A 22,015-nucleotide genomic window follows, 5' to 3' on the forward strand; every position below is an offset into this window, starting at 1 on the left:
TCACGAGCCCCGTATGTGCGGCCGGTGCCGGTATCGGCAGCGGCCGCAGGCACTGCGGGGAGTATCAGCGCCCGGCCGTGTCCCGAGCCCAGGCGAGCACCTGGGGCAGGGCCGGCAGCGCCGCGAAGTGGGCCGCGGACGGCTGCAGTACGGCCTTGGCCGCGGGGATCTTCTTGGCCAGGTAGTGGAAATGGGCCACGGGGGCGAAGACGTCGTGCTCGCCGTGCCAGAGCATCACGGGCACGGAACCGTCGATGGCCTCGAGGTCGAACCCCCAGTCCGAGCGGAACGCGACCAGGTCGTCGACCCAGCCCATCGGGGCACGTGGATCGACCGTGGCTCCCTCGCCCTCCTCGGCCTGGCCCACCGCCGACAGATAGTTCCTGAGGAGATGCTGGCGGATTCCGGCGTCCTCCACGATCACCCGGTCCACGCTCGGCATCTCCTGGCGCAGGGACGCGAGGAACACGGTGGGATCGCGCCGGATGGTCTCGGCGTTACGGGCCAGCAGCGCACCCAGCTCGGTCACATCGGGGGCATGGCGGTCGAGCAGGTCATAGGTCGACACATTGGACTCGGACATCTCCTTGTGCCAGTCCAGTCCGTCGCGCTCGGCCTCCCGCGGGGCGAGCGAGACCAGCGCGGCGACGCTCGCCACCTGGCTGCCGATGTTCCGGGCCGCGCAGGCCAGGGCGTGTGGTGCGCCACCCGACCTGCCGACCACGGAGTACTTCTTGAGATCCAGGTCCTCGGCGATGGCACCGACGTCCTCGGCGGCGTCGACCACCGTGCGATTCTCATGGCGGTCGGAGTCGCCGTACCCCGGTCGGTCGTACGCGATGAGCCGTACGCCGAGCTTGTGGAGGTCGAAGGTGCGCAGTCGGGGCCCGAGTCGGCTTCCGGGAGTTCCGTGCAGCAGAAACACCGGGTGTGCGTCCGGATCGCCCCAGGTCTCGTAGGCGATCGTCCGTCCGCCGGACGGCGTCTTCACTGTCTTGACCACCCGATGCCCTCCCGTGCCAGCGGCTGTGGAGTGAAGCGCGGGACCTCCCAGCATTACGCATGGGAAGCCCCGCTCCTAGTAGCTGCTCAGCCGTTCTGGCTTCATGTGGCAAGAATTGGGTAAATGTGGGCCGCTCGGCTGTTCACGCCCCAAGGTAGTGCACCGGGGCACGGGTCGCCGGATGAGGATGGAATTCGTGGTGACCGAGTGAGTCATGGGGTATGCCACCTCATCGCGCTTCCGACAACCGTTCCGCACCTTCGTGATGCCCGGCACCTGGGCGAAAACACATCCACCCGTTCGGAGCAGGACGGACGCTGACGTTCCGGAAAGTGGCGCGCGTCACGCCTCTCCCGCCGGTTCGACACCGTGCGCACCACGCGGCCGACGGCCCGGGAGGCCGGAGCGGCCCGGCGGATCGGCCGGCAGCCGGCCGATGGCCGATTGACGGCCATCCGCATCTCCGTCTCCCGCAACCCTGGTTCGGTGCCCGGCCCCGCCGTACCCGGTCCGAATTCGAACACCGTGCAGTACGGGGGTGCCCGGGAGAACGTCTGCGATGTATGCGGGCCGACTGGGCCGGGTGGGTGGGCAAGGGCGGCCGCGCGGTGCGTCGTGGCGTCCGAGTCCTGGTCGGCGCCTCATCCTTTTGTCTCTTTAGAGGCTTATCGTTATCGCTCCGGGATGGGTTCACGCGTATGAGTTCGAATGCCGCTCCCGTCGTCACGCGGGTCCCCGTTTCCGAGCCCGTCACGCCGGTCCTCGGCCCCCTCGCCGTGGTGGCCGGGGCCTTCGTGCTGGCCCAACTTCTTCTCGTACCACCGGGGATGGGGCTCGGCTGGGACGAGACGGTGTACGTCAGTCAGGTCAGCCCTCATGCGCCGGCGGCGTTCTTCAGTGCGCCACGGGCGCGGGGGGTGCCGTTGCTGGTGGCGCCGGTCGCCGTGTGGTCGTCGTCCACCGAGCTGCTGCGGGTGTATCTGGCGGTGCTGTCAGGGGTGGGGCTGTATCTCGCCCTGCGCGCCTGGCGGGGGCTGTTCCCGGTGCGGGTGACGGCGGTGGCGGGAGCGCTGTTCGCGTCCTTGTGGGTGACCCTCTTCTACGGGCCGCAGGCCATGCCCAATTACTGGGTCGCGGTCGGAGCGCTCGGCTGAGTGGGGTGCTTTCTGCGGGTCCGGAACGATCCCGGGGACCGGGCGGCGGTGTGGGGCGCGGGCGCCGGTACCGCGCTGATGGCGTGGATGCGGCCCACCGACACCGTGTGGGTGACTCTCCCGCTGTTCGTGCTGCTGGTGGGCGTAAGGGAGTGGCGGCGGCCACGGCTCCTGGGGGCGATGGCGGTCGGGCTCGGCACCGGGGCGGGGGCGTGGGTCGTCGAGGCGTACGCCCAGTACGGCGGGCTCGTGCGGCGCCTGGCCGACGCGTCGCGGGTGCAGGGCGGGCTGGGCTGGAACATCGCTGTCGACGACCAGTTGCGGAGTCTGGTGGGGCGTACGTTGTGCCGTCCGTGCACAGGTGACATGCCTCATCCGGCGATCACCGCGTGGTGGTTCGTGCTGCCGGTGCTGGCCGCGATCGGGCCGGCGGTCGCGGTCAGGGCCGGGCGGGCGACGCCCACGGTGGTGGCGCTGGTCTGCGCCGCCACGGCCGCCGTTCCGTATCTGTTCCTGATCGGGTACGCCGCTCCGCGCTTCCTGCTGCCCGCGTACGCCCTGCTCGCGATCCCCGTCGCCGACGTGCTGCTGAGTCTCGTCAGGGGGCCGGGCGGGGCCTGGCGGCCTGTTGTGGGAGCCGCCGTGGTGCTCGGAGCCGTCGGGCATCTGGTGGTGCAGCACGCGGTGCTGGCGCGCACCGTCGAGCGCACCACCGCCTCCCACCGCGACTGGGACCGCACCGCCGCCGAGCTGCGGCGCCTCGGCGTACGGCCGCCCTGTCTGCTGACGGGCGACTACGCCATCCCCATCGCGTACTACGCGGGCTGTGCCTCCGCCCACACCCGCGGCAACAACGCCAACACCACGCGTGAAGGCATCCTGGAGACCGCCGAGCGCATCCCGGTGGCGGCCCTCGTCGCACCGGGCGGCGGCCCGCCCGAGTACGCCCGGACGTGGCCCGCGCACGAAGTCGCCGGGTTCCGGCTGCACGTGGCACCGGCTGGGCGCTAGGTGAGGAGCCGGCCGGAGGTGCGGGCCGCCTTCCCGTACGGTCTCGCGGGCTCCACGCTAGGACGCTAGGAGCGGGGGGACACCATGAAGCCGTCCCTGACCTTGTCGAAGGTGGGGCGGTAGGTGTCCCAGTCGACGTCCGGGGCCGAGAGGTAGATGTCGTACTCGCGTTCGCCTTCCCGGCCGTAGCCGAGGTCGATGGCGCGGAAGGCGCGGGCCCGTCCCTGGAAGGTGAACTCCCACACCGCGGCAGGCTGCCCACGGAAGGTGGTCTTCTGCATGCGGAGCTTCCGGTAGGAGGTGGGGTAGTTGACCTTCGTGTTCGCTTCGATGTCCTTGAAGTGGGCCATGGGGTGCGAGCCGGCGGGGTCCACGATGCCGATCGTGAGTTCGACCAGTCCTGTCTCGTCGGTGTAGGTGACCGACTCGGCCGTCCGCTTGCCGGCCTTCCAGCCGTCCGGGACGGGGAAGGAGATGCCGAGGGCCTCGTCCGTGACCAGGTGGAAGCCGTCGGGGAGGGGGGAGGGGGAGTAGGAAGGGGTGGCGGAGGTTCCGCTGCCCGGTGAGGCGGTCTCCCCGTCGGGGTTGGACGTCACGTAGAGCGCGACCCCGACGACCAGGGCGGCCACGGTCACGGCGGCCGCGACCGGCACGAGGATCCGGCTCTTCTTTCGGCCCTGGCGGGACGGTTGCCCGCCTTCGGCGCCCGCGCCTCCCGGGGAACCGGGGAAGCCACCTCGGCCGCTGTCGGGGCCCGTCCTCGGGAGCGTCACCCGGCCCGTGTGCCGGCCAGTTGGTCCCCACCCGTCGGACGAGCCCGCGGTGGGCGAGACCTCGACCGACAAGCCCGCATCGATCGCATTCCGGTTGACCGTGTCCCCGTCGAACGGCCTCGCGGCCCCCGGCATCGGCAACTCGGTCGTCGCCTCTCCCGACACCACGGCCCGCAGTGCCCGTTCCGCCTGTTCGGTGGTGGGGCGGTCGGCGGGGTCCTTGGCGAGGAGGGCCTCGATGAGGGGTGCCAGGGCGCCACCCTGCTTGAGTGGCTCCAGGGGGTCCACGGCAATGGCGTACGCGGCCTCCATCGCGGTGAGGCGGCGGAACGGCGGGCGCCCCTCGACCGCCTGGTAGAGGGTCGCGCCCAGGGCCCACAGGTCCGACGCGGGGCCGGGCTTCTGGCCGCGGATCCGCTCCGGTGCCATGTAGTGGATGGAGCCGACCATCTCACCGGTCTTGGTCAGGGTCGAGGCGTCCGCGGTCATCGCGATGCCGAAGTCGGTCAGGACGACCCGGCCCTCGGCGCCGAGCAGGACGTTGCCGGGCTTGACGTCGCGGTGCAGTACGCCGGCGGTGTGCGCGGCGCGCAGCGCGGCGACCATGCCCAGACCGATCCGGGCCGCCTCCTCGGGCGGGAGGGTCCGGCCGTCCGTGAGGCGATCGGCGAGCGTGGGCGCCGGGACGTACTCCATGACGATGCAGGGCCGGCCGTCACCGGTGCCGCTCTCGTGGCCGCCCCGAACACCGTCCACGTGGCCGTCCGCACGGTCGTCACGGTCGTCGACGACGTCATGGACGACGATCACGTTCGGGTGCGCGATCCGGGCCGCGCTGCGCGCCTCGCGGCGCGTGCGCTCGTACAGGGTCACGAGGTCGTCGGGGGACAGATGGGGCTGGACATGCAGCCGCTTCACCGCGACCTGGCGGTCGAGGACCTCGTCCCCGGCCCGCCACACCGTGCCCATGCCGCCGCGGCCTATCTGCTCCGTGAGCCGGTAGCGCCCGGCGACGAGCCGCCCTACGTCCGACACCACGTGCCCTCCGCCAGCCCTGCGTACGTTCGATTCGCCCCGTCACAATAACCGGCCCCGGGTAAGGGACAGGGAGGAGGCCGGTCCGGGGACGCGCGGTGAGCGGCAGAGCGCCGTTCCGAGCACCAGCCCGGTCGGGAAGTGAGCAGTCGGCGGATTCACGGTGCGTGCAGTGGTGACCCGGGCGGGCCGAACCGTCGGGTGACCTGCTGATGGACACGCCGGTGCGGCCACCGGAGATCCGGTGCAGCGGCCGGACCCGCGGGGTGCAGCGGCCGGACCCGCCGGTGCGGCCACCGGAGATCCGGTGCGGCGGCCGGACCCGCGGGGTGCAGCGGCCGGACCCGCCGGTGCGGCCACCGGAGATCCGGTGCGGCCGCCGGACCCGACGGCGCAACCGCGTCGCCGAGCCACATCGCCTCAGGAGAGAGTCAGGGGCCGTGCACCGCAGGACGGTCCGCCGGTGCGTGCACCGCAGGACGGTCCGGCGGTGACGGAAGAGGCCGATGATGTTCGTATGACCACCACACCGTTCAACCCGCATGCCCTGTTGGCCAAGAGCCGGCTCGGTGTCCTCGCCACCCTCAAGTCGGACGGCCGCCCCCAGCTGTCACCCGTCATGCCCGCCTACGACGAGGAGGCCGGAGTCATCCGTATCTCCACCACCGAGGCGACCGCCAAGACCGCCAACCTGCGCCGGGACCCGCGCGCCGCACTGGAGGTGACCAGCTCCGACGGCAGGTCCTGGGCCACCGCCGAGGGCACGGTCCACCTCACCGGACCGGGCACCGACCCCGAGGGCCCGGAGGTCCAGGCCCTGGTGGACTACTACCGCGCCGCCGCCGGGGAGCACCCGGACTGGGACGAGTACCGCTCGGTGATGGTCGCCGACCGCCGGGTCCTCATCACCCTCACGGTCGACCACGTGTACGGCGCCGCGATCGGCTGACGACGACCGGCCAGCGGTGGGGCGTAAGCGGTTGTTCGGCGTACCGTCGTGACTGTGGACTCCACGGCTGACGGTCTCGTGTCCCGAGTCGCGCGTGAGCTCGCCCCCAGGGCGGACGAGCTGATCGCCGAGGTGGAACAGTGCCTGCGCCGCGAAATGCCCGAACTGTGGGAGCGCCCCGACGCCAGGGTCTCGGACAGCGTTGCCGAGCACGTCGTCGCGGTGCTGTCCGCCCTCCGGCACGGCGTCGACCCGGGCGGCATCCAGGTACCGGCCACCGAGGTGGAACGCGTCCGCCGCGTCGCCCGGCACGGCATCCCCGTCAGCGCGGTGCTGCGGGCCTTCCGGCTCGCCCAGGGCATCCTCCTCGACCGCCTGCTCGAAGAGATGGCCCGGCGCACCGACGACGCGGCCCTGATCAGCGAGGCCACGCGCAGCCTGATCGCCACGGCGACCGGGTATGTGGACCGCACCTCCGAGCAGGGCGTCGTGGCGTACGAGGAGGAACGGGACCGGCGGCTGCGGTGGCGGCTGTCGATGGTGAACGAGGCGAGCATGCGCATCGGCACCACCCTCGACATCGCCCGCACCACCCAGGAACTGGCCGACTTCGCCACCGAGCACTTCGCCGACCTCGTCACCGTCGACCTGCTCGATTCCGCGCTGAACGCCCATGACACCCCGACGGGCGACCCGACCTCGTCACCCGTACTCCGCCGGGTCGCCCAGCGATCGGCCGCCCACCCCGACAGGGCGCCCGCCCGTCGGCAACGCCACAGCTTCCCGCCCGGTTCACCACCGGACCGCGCCCTGACGACGGGCCAGCCGACCAGGCACCGCCTCGACGGAGGCCGCCGGGGGCGCCACGAGGCGTCGGAGCATGCGACCGGTGGGTGCGCCGAGAAGGGTGGCCGGGACGCGAGCGGCGCCGGCGCCGTGGGCGGTGGCCTGCGCGGTGGCCGGGCGGCCCCGGACGGTGGCCGGGCGCCCGTGGACGGCAGTCCCGACGCCCGTGCCCGCCCGGTCCACTCCACGCTGGTGGTGCCGTTGCGTGCCCGGGGCGCCACGCTCGGTGTCGCGCAGTTCTGCCGGGACCGCGACCCCGACGCGTTCGACGACGAGGACCTGCTGCTGGCCCAGGAGATCGCGGCGCGGGCGGCGGTCGCCGTGGACAACGCCCGCCGCTACACGCACGCCCGCGCCACCGCCCTCACCCTGCAGCGCAGCCTGCTCCCGCGCCGTACCCCGAGGCAGTCCGCCGTCGACGTCGCCTTCCGCTACCTTCCCGCCGACGCCCAGGGCGGTGTGGGCGGCGACTGGTACGACGTCATCCCGCTCTCCGGGGCGAGGGTCGCCCTCGTCGTGGGCGACGTCGTGGGCCACGGCATCCACGCCGCCGCCACGATGGGGCGCCTCAGGACCGCCGTACGCACCCTGGCCGACATCGACCTGCCGCCCGACGAACTCCTCACGCACCTGGACGACGTGGTGATCCGCCTGGCCGCCGAGGCGGAGGAGAACGACGCGTACGACGAGGCCGGGGCCGGCAGGGGCACGGGCACGGACGCGGGACCTTCCGGCGCCCCGGACACCGATTCCGCCACCTTCGCCGACACCGGGCCCGCCGATGCCACCGCAGCCGCCGCCACCGGAGCGGCCGGTGCCGACGGAGGCGGCGGGGACATCGGTGCCACCTGCCTCTACGCCGTGTACGACCCTGTCTCGCGTCGCTGCACTCTCGCCCGCGCGGGGCATGTGCTGCCCGCCGTGGTGACCGTGGACGGTGCCGTCGACCTCCTGGACCTGCCCCCGGGCCCGCCGCTCGGCCTGGGCGGGCTGCCGTTCGAGACGGCGGAGGTCGAACTGCCCGAGGGCAGCCTGCTCGTGCTCTACACCGACGGTCTGATCGAGGCACGGGACCACGACGTCGGCGCGGGCCTGGACCGGCTCCGCGACGCCCTCGCCCGGCCCGCCCCTTCTCTGGAGGCCACCTGCGACGCCGTACTCGAAGCCCTGCTGCCCGACAGGCCGCCCGACGACGTCGCCCTGCTCCTGGCCCGGACCCGAGCCCTCGGCGCGGGCCAGGTCGCCACCTGGGACCTGGAGGCCGAGCCCGCCGCCGTTGCGCGGGCCAGGGCGGACGTCACCCGGCAGCTGAGCGACTGGGGCCTGGCGGAGCTGGAGTTCACCGCCGAGCTGGTGGTCAGCGAGCTCGTCACCAACGCCATTCGCTACGGCCGGCCCCCCATCCGGCTGCGCCTCATCCATGACCGCACCCTCATGTGCGAGATCTCCGACTCCGGCGGCACCACCCCGCACCTGCGCCGGGCCCGCGTCTTCGACGAGGGTGGCCGCGGTCTCCTCCTGGTCGCCCAGCTCGCCGAACACTGGGGCACCCGCCGCGCCCGCCAGGGCAAGACGGTGTGGGCCGAGCTGAACGACTCCGCCGCCGCGTTCCCGGCCCTGGCCGGCCTCTAGCCCACGCGCACGGCCACCTTCCGCCGACGGTCACCCTCCACCCACGGCCACCGCCACCGCCGGCCCGTGTCGCCGTGTCGCCACTGAGCCCTGCGCCTGCCGGAGAAGGTGCTCGCCGGCAGAAACCGAAGCGGCCCGCCGGGGTGTCCGGCGGGCCGCTTCGGGGGTGTCAGGGCAGGGGGAGGAGGCCGCCCCGACGGGCTTGGGGAGCCGGCACCTCACATGTGGACCACGGGGGCGGCGTCCGGGTCGTGGACGGGGGCGCCGCGCCGGTAGAGCAGAAAGCTGACGACCAGGCCGGCGACGAAGAAGACGGCGGACCACCAGTAGGCCGTGGAGTAGGCCTCCAGCCCGGCCTGCGCGACTACGGCGGGGTCCTTCGGGTTCCTGCCGACCAGGTAGTCCGCGGCGGCGCTGGTGGAGAGCGTGTTGAGGAGGGCGGTGCCGAGGGAACCGCCGATCTGCTGCATCGTGTTGACGGCGGCGGAGGCGACACCGGCGTCCTCCGCGGCGACACCCTCGGTGGCCAGGCTCATGGCGGGGGCCATGATCAGACCCATGCCGAGTCCGGCGAGAACCAGCGGCGGCAGGATGCCGGTGGTGTAGGAGCTGTTCATGTCGAGGGCGGTCAGCCAGACCATCGCGGCGGCGGCCATGCCCATGCCCAGCGGGACCACCGGCTTGGGACCGATGCGCGGGACGAGTGTCGTGGAGGCCAGCGTCGAGGTCAGCATGAGTCCGGTGATCATGGGCAGGAAGGCCAGCCCGGTCTCGATGGGCGTGTAGCCGAGGCTCTGCTGCAGGTAGTAGGTGAGGAAGAGGAAGACGCCGAACATGCCCGCGCCGATGATCAGGACGGAGACGAACGACGCGCCGCGGTTCCGGTCGAGCAGGACGCGCAGGGGCAGCAGCGGATGCGGGGAGCGGGTCTGCCACACCGTGAACGCGGCGAGCAGGACGGCCCCGGCGAGCAGGAAGCCCCAGGTGGCAGGCGAACTCCAATCGTGGCTCTCGGCGTTGGAGAACCCGTAGACCAGGCAGAACAGTCCGGCGGAGACCAGGAGGGCACCGGGCACGTCGATCTTGGCGGTCTTGTCGCGGCTGCTGCGGCCGAGCAGGATCATCCCGCCGACGAAGGCGACGGCGGCGAAGAAGAGGTTGACGTACAGGGTCCAGCGCCAGTCGAGGTGCTCGGTCAGTACGCCGCCCAGCAGCAGGCCGACGGCGCCGCCGGCCCCCGCGATCGCGCCGTAGACGCCGAAGGCCTTCCCGCGTTCCTTGGGGTCGGTGAACGTCGTGGTCAGCAGCGACAGCGCGGCCGGCGCGAGGAGCGCCCCGAACAGGCCCTGCCCGGCCCGGGCGGCGACGAGCATCTCGAAACTGCCGGCCGCGCCGCCGATGGCGGAGGCACCGGCGAAGCCCACCAGGCCGACCAGGAACGTCAGCTTCCGCCCGAACAGGTCCGCTATTCGCCCGCCGAGCAGCAGCAGACTGCCGAAGGCGAGCGCGTAGGCGGTGACGATCCACTGCCGGTCGCCGTCCGAGAAGTCCAGGTCCTGCTGGGCCGAGGGCAGCGCGATGTTCACGATCGTCGCGTCCAGCACCACCATCAGCTGCGCCAGGCCGATGACGGCGAGGATCCACCAGCGATGGCGGTGCGGTGGGTCGGTGGTCGGCAGCGGTGCTGTGGGAGCCGTGCCGGTCGGTGTGTCGGAGACGGTGGAAGACATGACGAAACTCCGGAGAAGGTGCGGAAGTGGCTGGGTGCTTCGGTGGTGCGGGGTGGACGGCTGCGTCGATGGAGCTCGTCACGAGTGGGGGGAGGCAAGAGCGCGCGAGCGGCGCGGGTGGGTCAGGCCGCCGGAACCCCGGACCGATCGGCGGCTTCCCGGTTCCGGCGACCGACGGGGAGAACGGCCGCGATCAGTTCGGGGCCGGGTCCCTGGAGCGCTCGGCGTCGGGCCTCTCCCGCCGAGGCCGGGGAGAACGTCTGCCAGTACCGGGACTGGCGGTTGAGCTTGCCGATCAGCGGCATCAGGTGGGTCGCGGCGGGGACGGGGATGCCCAGCCGGTCCGCGGTCCCGTCGCCGAAGGTCTGCCGGAGCACGCTGTGGATGAGGTAGCGCAGTTGCTCCTCGGAGAGGACGGCACCCGGCGCCCCGGCCATCGCACGGGCCTGCGCGTCGACCATGGCGGTGGTCAGCACGCGTGAGTTCTCGTCGGGCGCTGCCGTCCTCGCGTCCAGCAGGCCCCGGAGGCGCTCGGCGTCGGTGTGGTCGAGCACGTTTCCGTAGAGGCTCTCGTCAAGGCCGAGCAGATGGGCGACGTACGACCAGTAGCGGTAGAGGTAGCGCTCCTCCTCGGGACCGATCTCGATGCCGACGGCGGCCAGGGCGCGGAAGGACACGAGGGTGAGACCGAGCCACGTACGGGCCAGGTCGTCGTCCTGCGCGAGCGGGGATCGCCGCCGGGCGAAGGAGGGCCGGCCGGACGCGCCGCCCTCGGCGGATTCGGTGGGTTCGCGGTCGCGCTCGAACGCCGTGATCCGTATCCGGGCCTGGAGCAGCCGCAGTTGGACGGTGGCCAGGTGACCCGGGGCGCCGCGCAGCAGTCCTCCCGGTCGCATGGTCTGACGTGCCCAGACGCCGGTCCCGGCGAGTCGGCGTGGGGCCATGGCCGCCGGAGTGCCCGCGCGGGCGAGGCGGCCCGCGACGGCCGGGGACGCGTAGGTGTGGGCGAGCGTGCCGGTGATGGAGCAGAGCCCGAACCACAGCGGAGGCACGGACAGGCTCACGACATCACCGCGGTGCAGCATCAGAGGGTCCACGCCCGAGGGGGCGGATTCCAGCTGCCGCAGCAGCGCGGCCACCGCCCGGGGCGGCGGCTCGTGCAGGCTCGCCAGGCCGTTGCGCAGGCCGGCGTCGAGGGCCTGGCGAGCCGGTGTGCCGAGAAGGTCCAGTTCGGCGACGACGGCGTCGGCGAGCGCGTCGCCGGCCGTGGGGCCGATCGCCCGCTCGGTGGTCGTGGGGGATGTGTGGGGTGCGGTCATGGGGGTTCTCCATGCGAGAGAAACGCTCTGACACCTGTCAGATTAGCGGTAATCTGACAGGTGTCAAATAAGATTCCGTGGGTCCTTAGACTGGGCCCGGGACCGCCCGCAGGGCCGGTGGGCGCGCATCGGAAGTGATGGAGGCAAGCGTGGGAGCAAGAGCCGAATCCACTCGAAGGCCGGGGCGCCCCGGCGCGGACACTCCCGCGGTGCCCGAGGAGGAGAGCGTTCTGCAGCGCGGCCTGGAGGCCTTCGCGGAGCTGGGCTACGACCGGGCGTCCGCCCGCGAACTGGCCCGCCGCCTGGGCGTCAGCCACAACTTCATCAACGACCGCTACGGCTCCAAGGCGGCGTTCTGGCGTGCGGTGGTGGACTCCGCCCTGGGGCCGCAGCTGGCCCGCCTGTCCGAGCCCGACCCCTCGGCCGACGACGCGGAGAACCTGCGGCGGCTCATCACCGCCTTCTACCGGTCCTCCGCGGACACCCCGCTGGTCGGCCGGCTCTTCGTCGACGAACTCAACCAGGACACCGAGCGGTTGGACTATCTGTACGACAACTACATCGGCGTCGTCGTGGGGAGGATGGCGTCCAGTGTCGACCGGCTCGTCGCCGCCGGACGCATGGCCCCCGTCCCGATGGACGTGCTCTTCTTCGCCATCGTCCCGACCGTCTCCGGCATGCTGGACGTCCCCCTCGCCCGCCGCCTCGGCCGCACCGAACACTCCTCGCCGGAGCGAACCGCGGCCAGGGCGGAGTCGCTGGCGGCACTCGTGCTCGACGGGTTGCTCGGGACGGGCCGGGAGGCCGGGGCCTGAACCGGAGGATGTGACGCGGCTCGTCGAGCGCGTGGACCGTGGGCTCGTCGAGCGCGTGGACGCCGAGCGGCGGACGGCGCGGACTCCCTCGCGGCCGTCTTCGCGACCCGCTGTGATCCCGCCTCTTCCGCCTCTTCCGCCTCTTCCGTTCCGCCTCTACCGTCGCTTTCGGCGTCACGGAGCGGCTGCTCGGCAGGGACACCGGGTCCGTGGAGCGGCTCCGTCGGCCGGTGCCGCCGCCCCGGCCGGGATTCGGGATCAGCGCAGCGGCACCGTGTCGAGGTGCTCGCCGGCCATCCGCCGGGCGGGCGTCGCGGTCTGTTCGGCGACGTGGCGGAAGGTGTCCTCGGCGGGGCGGGCCGGCCAGGCGGCGGGAAGGTGGCGGGCGGGGAGGCGAGGGTCGGCGCGGATGGTCCAGAGCCACTCGCTGACGAGCCGCAGACGGGTCCCGATCGGGTCGTCACCGCAACCGGCTCCCAGGTGGGCGGTCCAGCGCTTGTCGAAGGTGACGTAGCGGGCCGCGACGCTCTCCAGGTCCCAGGTGTCGCGGATCATCAGCTCGATGTCGGTGGCCACGTCGGCCCGGGCGTGGAAGACCTTGACGTGGTCGGTGAGCCCGAGCTCCGCGACGACACCGGTGATGTCGACGTTCCCCGGGGCGATCCACAGCCCGCTGTACAGGGCCCCGAACCCGGACCACGTCAGCCGCGAGCGCAGGTCGTGGCGCTGGCGTTTCCAGGAGTCGGGGAGGGAGAAACCGAGCAGGGTCCAGGTGCCGTCCCAGTCGTCGTTGACCGCGCCCTGCTTCCAGATGCGGGTGCGGCCGTCCCCCAGGACGCGTGTCGCCTGCGGGGTGAGACCGAAGTACATCCTGCGGCCCTCGCGCTGGCGCCGCAGCAGACCGCGGTTGACCATGCGGGTCAGCGTGGAACGTACGGCCTGTTCACCGACGCCGACCCGGCCCAGTACGTCGATGATGCTGCCCGAGTACACGCACAGATCACGGTCGCCGTCCTCCAGCACGTGGTTGCCGAAGAAGGCGAGCATGAGCGACTGCGGGCGCGGCTGCGGGCCGTCCGTGGCGTCGCTGTCCGGGGTGTCCAGGATGTCGTAGTCCTCCACAGGGGCAAGCGTACGGCCGCCCGTCGGCACCCCGGCGGGCGGCCGACCAGGTCAACGGCCGTCGGCGGGGTGGGCGAGGCCGTACGGCCGCGGGCAGGGGTCGGTCGATACGGCACGGAGCGGGCGGGGGGTCGTGGAATCGGCAGCCGCCGCACGGGCGTTGAGGGGATCCGCGTCCGTGTCGCCCCACAGCGCTCCTCCAGGGTGTCCTTGTGTGACCACCGTTGACAGGTGCCCACCACGGACCGTCGCGGAGAGACGCGGCCGAGGTGGCCGAGGCGGCCCGGAACCTTGCCGTCGCCGACGCGCGTTACGTCACGATGAGGACCGTCAAGCACGTTGCGCGGGGCCGGACTCGCACGAGGCCGCCCCCTCCGCCAGGAAAGCTGGGAAGCCATGACCACCATCGCCGTCATCGGAGCCGGGCCAGGTCTCGGCGCGGCCGTCGCCCGCCGCTTCGGCCGTGAGGGGTTCGCCGTGGCGCTCGTCGCCCGCGACCCCGAGCGCACGAAGGCACTCGCCGCCGATCTGACCGACCAGGGTGTCACGGCCCAGGGGTTCGCCGCCGATGTGCGCGACCCGGAGGCCCTGACCGCCGCACTCGACGCGGCGCACACGGCGCTGGGGCCGGTCGAGGTCCTGCAGTACAGCCCGCTGCCGCACCGGGACTTCATGCTGCCGGTGCTGGAGACCGGCCACACCGACCTCGTCGGCCCGATCGAGTTCTCCGTCTACGGCGCGGTCGCCGCCGTACGGCAGGTGCTGCCCGGCATGCGCGACCTCGGGCGCGGCACCGTCCTCTTCGTCAACGGCGGGACGGCCGTGGTCCCGCACCCCGACCGGGCCGGCACGTCCATCGCGTTCGCCGCGGAGAGCGCGTACGGCCACCTGCTCCACGACACCCTCGCGGCCGAGGGCATCCATGTCGCCCAACTGGTCGTCCCGGGCGCGATCGTCCCCGGACACCCCAGGAAGGACCCGGCCGTCCTCGCCGACACCCTGTGGGACATCCACCGGGACCGCCACGGCTTCCGGCACTTCGCCGACGACCTCGACGCCTCGTAGGGGGACCCGCGACGCGGCCGACCTGTGATGGTGCCCGGGTCCGCGACGCGGCCGTCGGGTGGTGCCCGGGTCCGCGACGCGGCCGTCGGGTGGTGCCCGGGTCCGCGACGCGACCGTCGGGTGGTGGTTGCCCGGGTCCGCGACGCTCCGGCCCGCGGCGGCCCGACCTCCGGCGTGGCGCGCTCGGGCACCGCGCCGACGCGCGGTCGTCCGGGGCGGGTGTCACGCTGAGATCACCGGATCCGCGAACGCGAAGGGGAATCCAGTGATCACCACCGACCTCACTCCCGGCTCCCCCTGTTGGCTCGACCTCGGCGTCCCCGACGTGCCGGCCGCGGCGGCCTTCTACCGCGCGGTGCTCGGCTGGGAGTACGAGCCCATGGGCGACGGTGACGGCGGGGAGGATGCGCAGGGCGAAGGCGGAGCCTTCCGGAAGGACGGCAAGATCGTCGGCGGGCTCGGCGAACTCACCGAGAAGGGTGCGCGTCCGGCCTGGATGATCTACTACACCGTCATGGACGCGGACGCCACGACCCAGGCCGTGGAGCGCGCCGGCGGCACGGTGCGGGTGGCGCCGAGGGATCTTGGCGACTGGGGCCGGATGGCACAGTACAGCGACCCGCTGGGCGGCCAGTTCGCCGTCTGGCAGCCGGGCCGGAACGAGGGGTTCGAGCTGGCTGACGAGCCGGGCTCACTGTCCTGGACCGAGCTGTTCACCACCGACACCGCGGCCGCCAAGGAGTTCTACGGCACCGTCTTCGGCTGGCAGTTCGGAGACATGTCCCTGCCGGGCGACGCGGGTACGTACAGCCTCGTCACCCCCGCAGGGCTCCCCGAGGAGCGGATGCAGGGCGGCCTGATGGAACTCCGCGCGGACGACCTCACCCTGACGGACGGACGGCCCTACTGGCACCCCGTCTTCGCCGTCACCGACTGCGATGCGGGGGTGGCCGCCGTCACGGGGCACGGCGGCAGCGTCCAGATGGGACCCGAGAACGTGGAGGGTGTCGGCAGGCTGGCCGTCTGTCTCGACCCGTCGAACGCGGATTTCGTGCTCCTCGCGCCGGCCGAGAGCTGACCCGCGCCCCGCGAGGCTCCGTCCCTTCACCACCCTTCACCACGCCTCACCGACCCCTGCCGGACGCCACCGGAAGCCGTCCCGTTCGGCGGTGGCGCGCTCACCCATTGCGCAAAACAGGATTCGAGTCCATCATCCAACCAACAGGAATCCTGTTAATTCAACGTTGTAGCGATGGGCGGGGCCGATCATGCCGTTCAGTGCCAATATCCAAGCCAGAGGGGTCAAGCTGCTGCTCAGCGGCGTCATGACCCGTGTCCACAAGGACCTGCGCTTCACCGACATTCCGAAGCGGACGGAAACCCTTCGGGTCGAGACCGGCGCCGGGCCTGTCGACTGCACCGTCTACCGCCCGCCGGTCGGCACCGCCACCCCCGCTCCCGTGTACATCAACTTCCATGGCGGCGGCTTCATCGTGGCCCGCCCCGAGCAGGACGACCACATCTGCCGCTACATAGCCGCCAAGGCCGGCTGTGTCGTGATCAACGTGGACTACGCCGTCGCCCCGCAGCGGACCTTCCCCACCGCCGTCACCCAGGCGTACGACGTCACCGCGTGGGTCGTCGAGCACGGCGAGGCCCACGACTGGGACGGCTCACGCGTCGCCGTGGGCGGACACAGCGCGGGAGCCAACCTGACCGCCGGGGTCTGCCGTACGGCCCGCGACCGGGGCACCTTCACACCACGACTGCAGATCATCGACTCAGCGCCGCTCGATCAGGTCGCCGACCCGGGCACCAAGCAGTCCCGCATCGCCAAGCCGCTGCTCAGCCCCCAGCTCATGCGGATCTTCACCGCCGCCTACGTCCCGGACCCGGCCGACCTCGCCGATCCCCTGGCCTCGCCGGGACTTGCCGACGACCTCGCCGGACTGCCGCCCGCCCTCGTCATCACCGCCGAGAACGACCGCCTGCGCGACGAGGGCGACGCCTACGCCAAGGCCTTGGAGGCCGCGGGCGTGCCGGTCACCCACCGCGTCTTCGAGGGCGTCGACCACTACTTCACCCACACCGGCCCGGTGCCGGCAGGCAAGGAAGCGATAGGGCTGATGGCCGACGCCCTGCGCACCGCCCTCGACACGGCCGTCAGCACGCCGCCTGACAGCGACGTGGCGGGGCGCTGACGCCACCCGAAGGCGACGCGCAGGCGCCGACACAGGGCGCGGCGACGGCGACCTCCTGGGCGGAGCGGAGGAGCGGGAGCGGACGGTGGGAGTGGTCGGCGAGGTCGACGGTGGCAGCGGACGGTGGGAGTGGTCGGCGAGGTCGACGGTGGCAGCGGACGGTGGCAGTGCGCAGCGAGGTCGACGGTGGCTGGGAAGGGCGTCGAGTGCGCAGCGAGGCCGAGGTGGCTGGGAAGGGCTTCGAGAGCGCTCGCCGCCGCCGATAGTCTTGGGCGAAGCACGAGACCGACACCCTGATCACCACACCGGCGAAAGGCGCGACGTGCAGCTCAGCACCCGCGAATGGGGCGCAGGTGACCGGACGGCTCTGCTCGTCCACGGCATCATGTCCGACTCCCGCACCTGGCGACGGGTGGCCCCGGCGCTCCTGGAGCGCGGCTACCGCGTGATCGCCGTGGACCTGCGCGGCCACGGAATCTCGCCGCGCGGTGAGTACAGTCCGCAGCTCTTCGCCGACGACCTCGTCGACACGCTGCCCCGGCAGGCCGACCTGGTCATCGGCCACTCCCTGGGCGGGCTCGCCCTCTCCCTCGCCGTGGAGCGGCTGCGGCCCGCGCGCGCGGTCTACTCGGACCCGGCATGGTCGTCGGCCGACCCCGGCCGGCGCATCGGCCCCGAGGTCTTCGCCTCCTTCAAGCGTGCCACCCGCAAGCAGACCGCCGCGCTCAACCCGCGCTGGGACAGCGAGGACGTCGACATCGAGATGGCCACGCTGGCCGCCTGGGACGCCGCCTCCGTGAACTTCCTCGGCGGCCGCCCCCTCTCGGGCTTCGTTCCCGACCGTCCGGCCGTGCCTTCCCTCGTCCAACTCGCCGACCCCAGCTCGCTGGTGGGGACGCAGGACGCGGACCGGCTCCGGGCGAGCGGCTTCGAGGTCCGTACGGTCACCGGCGCGGGACACACCATCCACCGCGACGACTTCGACGGCTTCATGAAGTCCCTGGACGGCTGGGTCTGACATCTTCGCCGCCGACTGGCAGGTGCCCCCGACTCGTACGCGACTCCGACTCGTACGCGACTCCGACTCGTACGCGACTCGGGCTCCTACGCGACTCCGGCTTCTATGCCGTACCGCGAGCCCTCTCGTACAGGACGGGGTCGTGCGCGTTGACGACGGTCAGGTCGGTGTCGCCACGCCGGTGCAGCTCGGCCAGGCGGGCGTGGTTGTCGCGGACCATCCTCAGGTCGTACGCCACCAGGTTCTCCATGGTGCGAAGGGCGCGAGGTACCGGGGAGTGTCCGTCGAGCGTGCCGCGGTGGTAGAAGGCGTCGCCGGCGTGCAGGATCCAGCGGGTTCCGGTGTTCACCGCGACGCAGGCGTGGCCCCGGGTGTGTCCCGGCAGGGAGACCAGGACGATTCCCGGGGCGATGGTGTCGAGTTCCCTGGCGGCGGCGAAGCCGCGCCACGCCTCGCCGTCCGGGGTGTGCTCGACGATCTTCGGTCCGTGGGCCCACTGGGCCGGCCGGTAGCGGATCCGTTCCCGCCGGGACGGGGAGATCACGGACCCCAGGGCCTCGGCCGCGGTCGTGTGGACCTGGGCCTCGGGGAAGTCGGACAGCCCTCCGATGTGGTCCGAGTCGAAGTGTGTGACGACGATGTGGCGGACGTCGTCGCGCTGGAACCCGAGGGCCTCGATCTGACGCGCGGCCGTCTCCTCCGCCCGGAGTACGGGCCTGATCAGCCGCCGGGCCGGCCCCACACGGCGCCCGGGATCGGCGATGTCGTGCAACCCGAACCCGGAGTCCACCAGAACCAGTCCGCCCGGCGCCTCGACGAGCAGGACGTGGCAGACCAGCGCGCCGGTGGGCGGGAGCATGGTCCCGCAGTTGAGGTGGTGGACCTTCAAGGCAGTACCGCTTTCGGGGTGTCGACGGCAGAAGGACGCGACGCGCTCCCGGTCCTCCGTCCAGGAGGCCCGGCGGACAGCGTACGGCCAGCATCCCGCTCTTCGACTGCCGAGGGCCGGACCACCGACGAGCAGCCTGAACCGAGCCGCCCGTTCCGCACGGTGGAGACTGTCGATTCTCCGGGCGGCAGGTGGGCGACGGGGAACCCCTTCGCCGGGCGGCGACCGGAACCCTGGATCGCTCAGCCTGAGTCGTCCGAGGTGATCGCTGCTCAGGCTGAGCAACTGGCCGTCGGGCCGGCGGGGCTGACGCCGAGTCGCCGCCGGCTTGTCGGACAGGCCGCCCGCAGTGGTTCTCAGGCCCGCAGCGCCGCGTGTTCTTCGACGGCCAGTCCCGCAGGGGCTGTTACCGACTCGACCCGGCCTCCGGAGTCGATGGTGAGGTCGAGCCGTTCTCCAGCGACGGTGAGCCCTGCGACGCTGAGCGCGCCCACGGGGAGCGGACCGGTCGGCCGGAAGCGGAGGCGGCCGGCGGGTACGTCGGGATCCAGGCCGGTCATCGCGGTCACGAGGGCGATGGCAGCCGCCGCCGACCAGGCCTGTGGGCGACACGCGGCCGGGTAGGGGACAGGTGCGGGGGTGTCCGTGCGGGCGTCGCCGCCCCAGAGTTCGGGCAGTCGGTGGTCGAAGGCGGGTGCGGCGGCGAGGACGCCCTCGATGAGGCGGGCGGCGGCGTCGGAGTGGCCGCTGCGGGCGAGGCCGGTGACGGCGATGGCGGTGTCGTGGGGCCAGACGGTGCCGCAGTGGTAGCGCAGGGGGCCGTAGCCTCCGGACTTCGACGACATGGTCCGCAGGCCGTAGGCGTCGGACGTGTCGGGGGCGGCGAGCCGGGCGGCGACGGCGGAGGTCTCGTCGGCGTTGAGGATGCCGGTGGCCAGGAGGTGGCCCATGTTGCTCGTGACGGAGTCGGCGGGGCGTCCCGAGGCGTCGAGTGCCATGGCCGGGTAGGGACCTTGCTGGTCGGAGACCCAGAAGCGGGCGCGGAAGCGGTCGGCGAGGTCGGACGCGAAGGTCCGCCGGTGTTCGCCGTCCGGCAGGGCGAAGGCGTCGAGGAGCGCTGCTCCGGCGAGGGCCGCCTCGTAGGCGTAGCCCTGTACTTCGGCGAGTGCCAGGGGCGCTTCGGCGAGTCGGCCGTCGGTGAAGCGGACGGCGTCGGCGGAGTCCTTCCAGCCCTGGTTCGCCAGGCCGGTGCCGCGGTGGTCGATGTACTTGAGGAACCCGTCTCCGGCCTGGGCGGCGGTGTCGATCCAGCCGAGCGCGGCCTTGAGCGCGGGCAGCAGCACCGCTGGACAGAGCCGGGCTACTGTCCCCCGGCACCACGGCCCTGCTGCACCGGGACTGGCGCTCGGCAATCGGGCATCACTCCGGCCCACCTCCCCGCGCCCCGTCGCGCCCATATCCGCCGGGGCCTGTCCGGTGTTCCTCCCGGCCGATCGGACAGGCCCTGGCCCCTGTCCAGGAGCCCGGTGGAATGGCCGCAGACGAGGACGGCCCTACGTCGTGCTGCCGGTCAACGCCCGGCGACGTCCCGTGTCGACGCGGTGTCGACACGGACGGGTTCGGGGAACTGGGCAGGGGCCGTCGGGGTGAGCGGAGCTTCGGTGGGGGCTTCGGCCGGCTCGGCCGGTGGCGTCGGCAGGATGCGGTCCTCCCACCAGGACAGGGCCATCACGACGCCAAGCAGCACGAAGGGGGTCGAAGTGGAAAGGATCAGCGCGTACATGGGTTGCCGCCTGCGGGAAACGTGCGACGCGGCGGGCAGCAGATCGGTGCCCGCTCGGAGCACATCGGGAGCGCGTCAGGATCACATGACGACGGACGCGTGCGGGAACGGCTCACTCGTGGCGACGCGGCTTCCGGCACCGATGCGCAGGGTGCGCCCCCTGGGGAGCGCGTGGGCGGTGCGACGCTGCCGGGGGCACGGGCGGCATGTCGCACGCTAGCCCTCGCGGCGGTTTCCCGACAGGCGTCAAGCAGCCATTCACGCGAGGCAGGACGCGTTGACACCGCACGGTATCCGCAACCCTTGGGCAGGACTACGCTGTGGGGTGAGGCCCCAGTCCCCGGTATCGATGCTGTGTCCCGTTCCCGGGGGAGGCCCACCATGTTCGTTCCGCTCCTCGTCCTCAGCGCGGCCCTGTTCGGCCTAGGCTTCCTCGACCCCCTCTGGTGGGTGGCGGCGGCGGTGCTGGTCTTCGTCGCCACCCGCCACGGTCGCGATCGCGGGGGAGGCTGGATCCGCGGCGACGGTTCCGATCTCGGTGACTATCGGGACTACGAGAACCGCCGGGATCGTCAGGACCGCTGGGATCGCCGCTACAGCCGTCAGCACCGGGCGCGTTGGCGGCGCGAGGACCGTCGAGACCGCGAACGCCGCGGATGACCCGTCAAATGGCCGGAGCGGCGGGATCTGCGGGCCGAGGCCATGCGGGGGACGCGCCTGCGGCACCGGACGCCGGGTGCGGATGCAGCGGGAGCCGCATCGTGCGCTGCGGAGCTTTCCCGGGCGGGACCTGGGGCGCGACGCACGACCCCCACGCAGGTCGTCCAGGTAGGGAGAGACCATGATTCACGCAGCCGACGTCCGAGAATGGCGCAACCGCGATGTCGTTGACGCCGAGTCGCGCAGGATCGGTGTCCTTGAGGCGGTCTATGTGGACACCACCACCGACGAACCGGCCATGGCCACGGTACGGACCGGACTGCCCACTCGGCACCGTCTGCTCTTCGTCCCCATCGAGAACGCGATCGTCGGGCCGGACTATCTCAGGGTCGGCTATGTCAGAACGCTGGTGAAGCGGGCCCCTTCGATCGGAACCGACGACGTACTGCCGGCCGAGCAGGAGGAAGCGATCTTCAACCACTACGGACTGGCCTACCAGCCCGGTGCGGCCGGAGAACGGCAACTGGCGCGTCGCTGACCACCTATGGACGGGATACCCGCTCTGTGAAGTACGGACCATGCGCCAGATGACCCCGCCCGGTGTGGAACACCGGTTGTCGAGGACCGCGCCGTCAGCGGGCCATGTGGCTCTGCTGGCCGAGGTCGTCGAACTGCGCGCCAGAAACCAGCAGTTGGGGCAAGCGATGGAGAGCCGGGAGGTGATCGACCAGGCGCGCGGCATGCTCATGGCCCTGGCGCCGTGTTCCAGCGAGAGAGCCTGGGACCTGTTGGTGGGCGTGTCGCAGCACAGCAACACCAAGCTCCGGGACGTGGCCGCCGCTCTGGTCGCCACGACGAGGGACCGGACGCTCCCGGAACCGATACAGCGGGAGCTGCGCCGAGCACTGCGGCGCTTGCACGAGGCGGACCGGAGATGACGGCGTACGTGCCCGGCGGACGGCACCGGGAGCTTGTCGGCCCAACTCTCCGGTGCCCTCGTCACTCGTCCA

General features: G+C 72.3%; 18 protein-coding genes and 1 pseudogene. 11 read left to right on the forward strand and 8 right to left on the reverse strand.

Annotation, left to right across the window (positions count from 1 at the left end):
* Positions 1-64: 64 nt before the first annotated feature.
* On the reverse strand, positions 65-1,003 hold the full coding sequence (locus tag OG858_RS36250) for an alpha/beta fold hydrolase (RefSeq protein ID WP_086751867.1): 939 nt from the start codon (positions 1,001-1,003) through the stop codon (positions 65-67).
* A gap of 827 nt (positions 1,004-1,830) precedes the next feature.
* Here OG858_RS36250 and OG858_RS36255 point away from each other — a divergent pair.
* Positions 1,831-3,168, forward strand: a pseudogene (locus OG858_RS36255) (hypothetical protein).
* A gap of 65 nt (positions 3,169-3,233) precedes the next feature.
* Here OG858_RS36255 and OG858_RS36260 read toward each other — a convergent pair.
* Positions 3,234-4,979, reverse strand: a complete 1,746-nt coding sequence (locus OG858_RS36260) for a serine/threonine-protein kinase (protein ID WP_319064245.1) — start codon at positions 4,977-4,979, stop codon at positions 3,234-3,236.
* Between the two features lie 514 nt (positions 4,980-5,493).
* Here OG858_RS36260 and OG858_RS36265 point away from each other — a divergent pair.
* Together OG858_RS36265 and OG858_RS36270 are read left to right on the forward strand one after the other, a co-directional pair.
* The gene (locus tag OG858_RS36265) at positions 5,494-5,925 is read left to right on the forward strand and encodes a PPOX class F420-dependent oxidoreductase (RefSeq protein ID WP_086752336.1); all 432 of its coding nucleotides are present in this window, start codon (positions 5,494-5,496) and stop codon (positions 5,923-5,925) included.
* A gap of 54 nt (positions 5,926-5,979) precedes the next feature.
* A complete protein-coding gene (locus tag OG858_RS36270) occupies positions 5,980-8,403 on the forward strand; it encodes a SpoIIE family protein phosphatase (protein WP_328544050.1) in 2,424 nt (807 codons plus the stop codon).
* 218 nt (positions 8,404-8,621) lie between these two features.
* Here the strand turns inward: OG858_RS36270 and OG858_RS36275 are convergent, their stop codons facing one another.
* Both OG858_RS36275 and OG858_RS36280 read right to left on the reverse strand, forming a co-directional pair.
* A complete protein-coding gene (locus OG858_RS36275) occupies positions 8,622-10,133 on the reverse strand; it encodes an MFS transporter (protein WP_328544049.1) in 1,512 nt (503 codons plus the stop codon).
* A gap of 122 nt (positions 10,134-10,255) precedes the next feature.
* Positions 10,256-11,452: an oxygenase MpaB family protein gene (locus OG858_RS36280; RefSeq protein WP_328544048.1), complete on the reverse strand. Its 1,197-nt coding sequence runs from the start codon at positions 11,450-11,452 to the stop codon at positions 10,256-10,258.
* 149 nt (positions 11,453-11,601) lie between these two features.
* Here OG858_RS36280 and OG858_RS36285 point away from each other — a divergent pair, with 149 nt between their 5' ends.
* Positions 11,602-12,267: a TetR/AcrR family transcriptional regulator gene (locus OG858_RS36285; RefSeq protein WP_319064242.1), complete on the forward strand. Its 666-nt coding sequence runs from the start codon at positions 11,602-11,604 to the stop codon at positions 12,265-12,267.
* A gap of 258 nt (positions 12,268-12,525) precedes the next feature.
* Here OG858_RS36285 and OG858_RS36290 read toward each other — a convergent pair whose 3' ends face one another.
* Positions 12,526-13,389, reverse strand: a complete 864-nt coding sequence (locus OG858_RS36290; protein WP_319064241.1) for a PaaX family transcriptional regulator — start codon at positions 13,387-13,389, stop codon at positions 12,526-12,528.
* A gap of 396 nt (positions 13,390-13,785) precedes the next feature.
* Here OG858_RS36290 and OG858_RS36295 point away from each other — a divergent pair, with 396 nt between their 5' ends.
* The 4 genes from OG858_RS36295 (at position 13,786) to OG858_RS36310 (ending at position 17,673) form a co-directional block, all read left to right on the forward strand.
* A complete protein-coding gene (locus OG858_RS36295) occupies positions 13,786-14,454 on the forward strand; it encodes an SDR family NAD(P)-dependent oxidoreductase (RefSeq protein WP_086750520.1) in 669 nt (222 codons plus the stop codon).
* Positions 14,455-14,719: 265 nt separating this feature from the next.
* Positions 14,720-15,532, forward strand: coding sequence for a VOC family protein (locus OG858_RS36300; protein ID WP_319064240.1), 813 nt, complete (start codon positions 14,720-14,722; stop codon positions 15,530-15,532).
* Between the two features lie 190 nt (positions 15,533-15,722).
* A complete protein-coding gene (locus OG858_RS36305) occupies positions 15,723-16,655 on the forward strand; it encodes an alpha/beta hydrolase (protein WP_086747736.1) in 933 nt (310 codons plus the stop codon).
* Positions 16,656-16,977: 322 nt separating this feature from the next.
* Positions 16,978-17,673, forward strand: a complete 696-nt coding sequence (locus OG858_RS36310; protein ID WP_319064238.1) for an alpha/beta fold hydrolase — start codon at positions 16,978-16,980, stop codon at positions 17,671-17,673.
* 103 nt (positions 17,674-17,776) lie between these two features.
* On the opposite strand, the gene OG858_RS36315 is transcribed toward OG858_RS36310, so the two are convergent.
* The 3 genes from OG858_RS36315 to OG858_RS36325 form a co-directional block, all read right to left on the reverse strand.
* On the reverse strand, positions 17,777-18,562 hold the full coding sequence (locus OG858_RS36315) for an MBL fold metallo-hydrolase (RefSeq protein ID WP_086747734.1): 786 nt from the start codon (positions 18,560-18,562) through the stop codon (positions 17,777-17,779).
* A gap of 356 nt (positions 18,563-18,918) precedes the next feature.
* The gene (locus tag OG858_RS36320) at positions 18,919-19,905 is read right to left on the reverse strand and encodes an amylo-alpha-1,6-glucosidase (RefSeq protein ID WP_328544047.1); all 987 of its coding nucleotides are present in this window, start codon (positions 19,903-19,905) and stop codon (positions 18,919-18,921) included.
* A 227-nt stretch (positions 19,906-20,132) separates the two neighbouring features.
* A complete protein-coding gene (locus OG858_RS36325) occupies positions 20,133-20,345 on the reverse strand; it encodes a hypothetical protein (protein WP_086747740.1) in 213 nt (70 codons plus the stop codon).
* A 381-nt stretch (positions 20,346-20,726) separates the two neighbouring features.
* On the opposite strand from OG858_RS36325, the gene OG858_RS36330 reads away from it, so the two are divergent.
* The 3 genes from OG858_RS36330 to OG858_RS36340 all read left to right on the forward strand — a co-directional run bounded on the left by OG858_RS36330 (position 20,727) and on the right by OG858_RS36340 (position 21,943).
* On the forward strand, positions 20,727-21,005 hold the full coding sequence (locus OG858_RS36330; RefSeq protein WP_037692413.1) for a hypothetical protein: 279 nt from the start codon (positions 20,727-20,729) through the stop codon (positions 21,003-21,005).
* Positions 21,006-21,186: 181 nt separating this feature from the next.
* Positions 21,187-21,543: a PRC-barrel domain-containing protein gene (locus tag OG858_RS36335; protein WP_086747731.1), complete on the forward strand. Its 357-nt coding sequence runs from the start codon at positions 21,187-21,189 to the stop codon at positions 21,541-21,543.
* A 40-nt stretch (positions 21,544-21,583) separates the two neighbouring features.
* Positions 21,584-21,943 (forward strand): ANTAR domain-containing protein, encoded by a 360-nt coding sequence (locus tag OG858_RS36340; protein ID WP_086747730.1) that lies wholly within the window; start codon positions 21,584-21,586, stop codon positions 21,941-21,943.
* Positions 21,944-22,015 lie beyond the last annotated feature (72 nt).

This window comes from Streptomyces europaeiscabiei, assembly GCF_036346855.1.
Lineage (GTDB): Bacteria > Actinomycetota > Actinomycetes > Streptomycetales > Streptomycetaceae > Streptomyces > Streptomyces europaeiscabiei.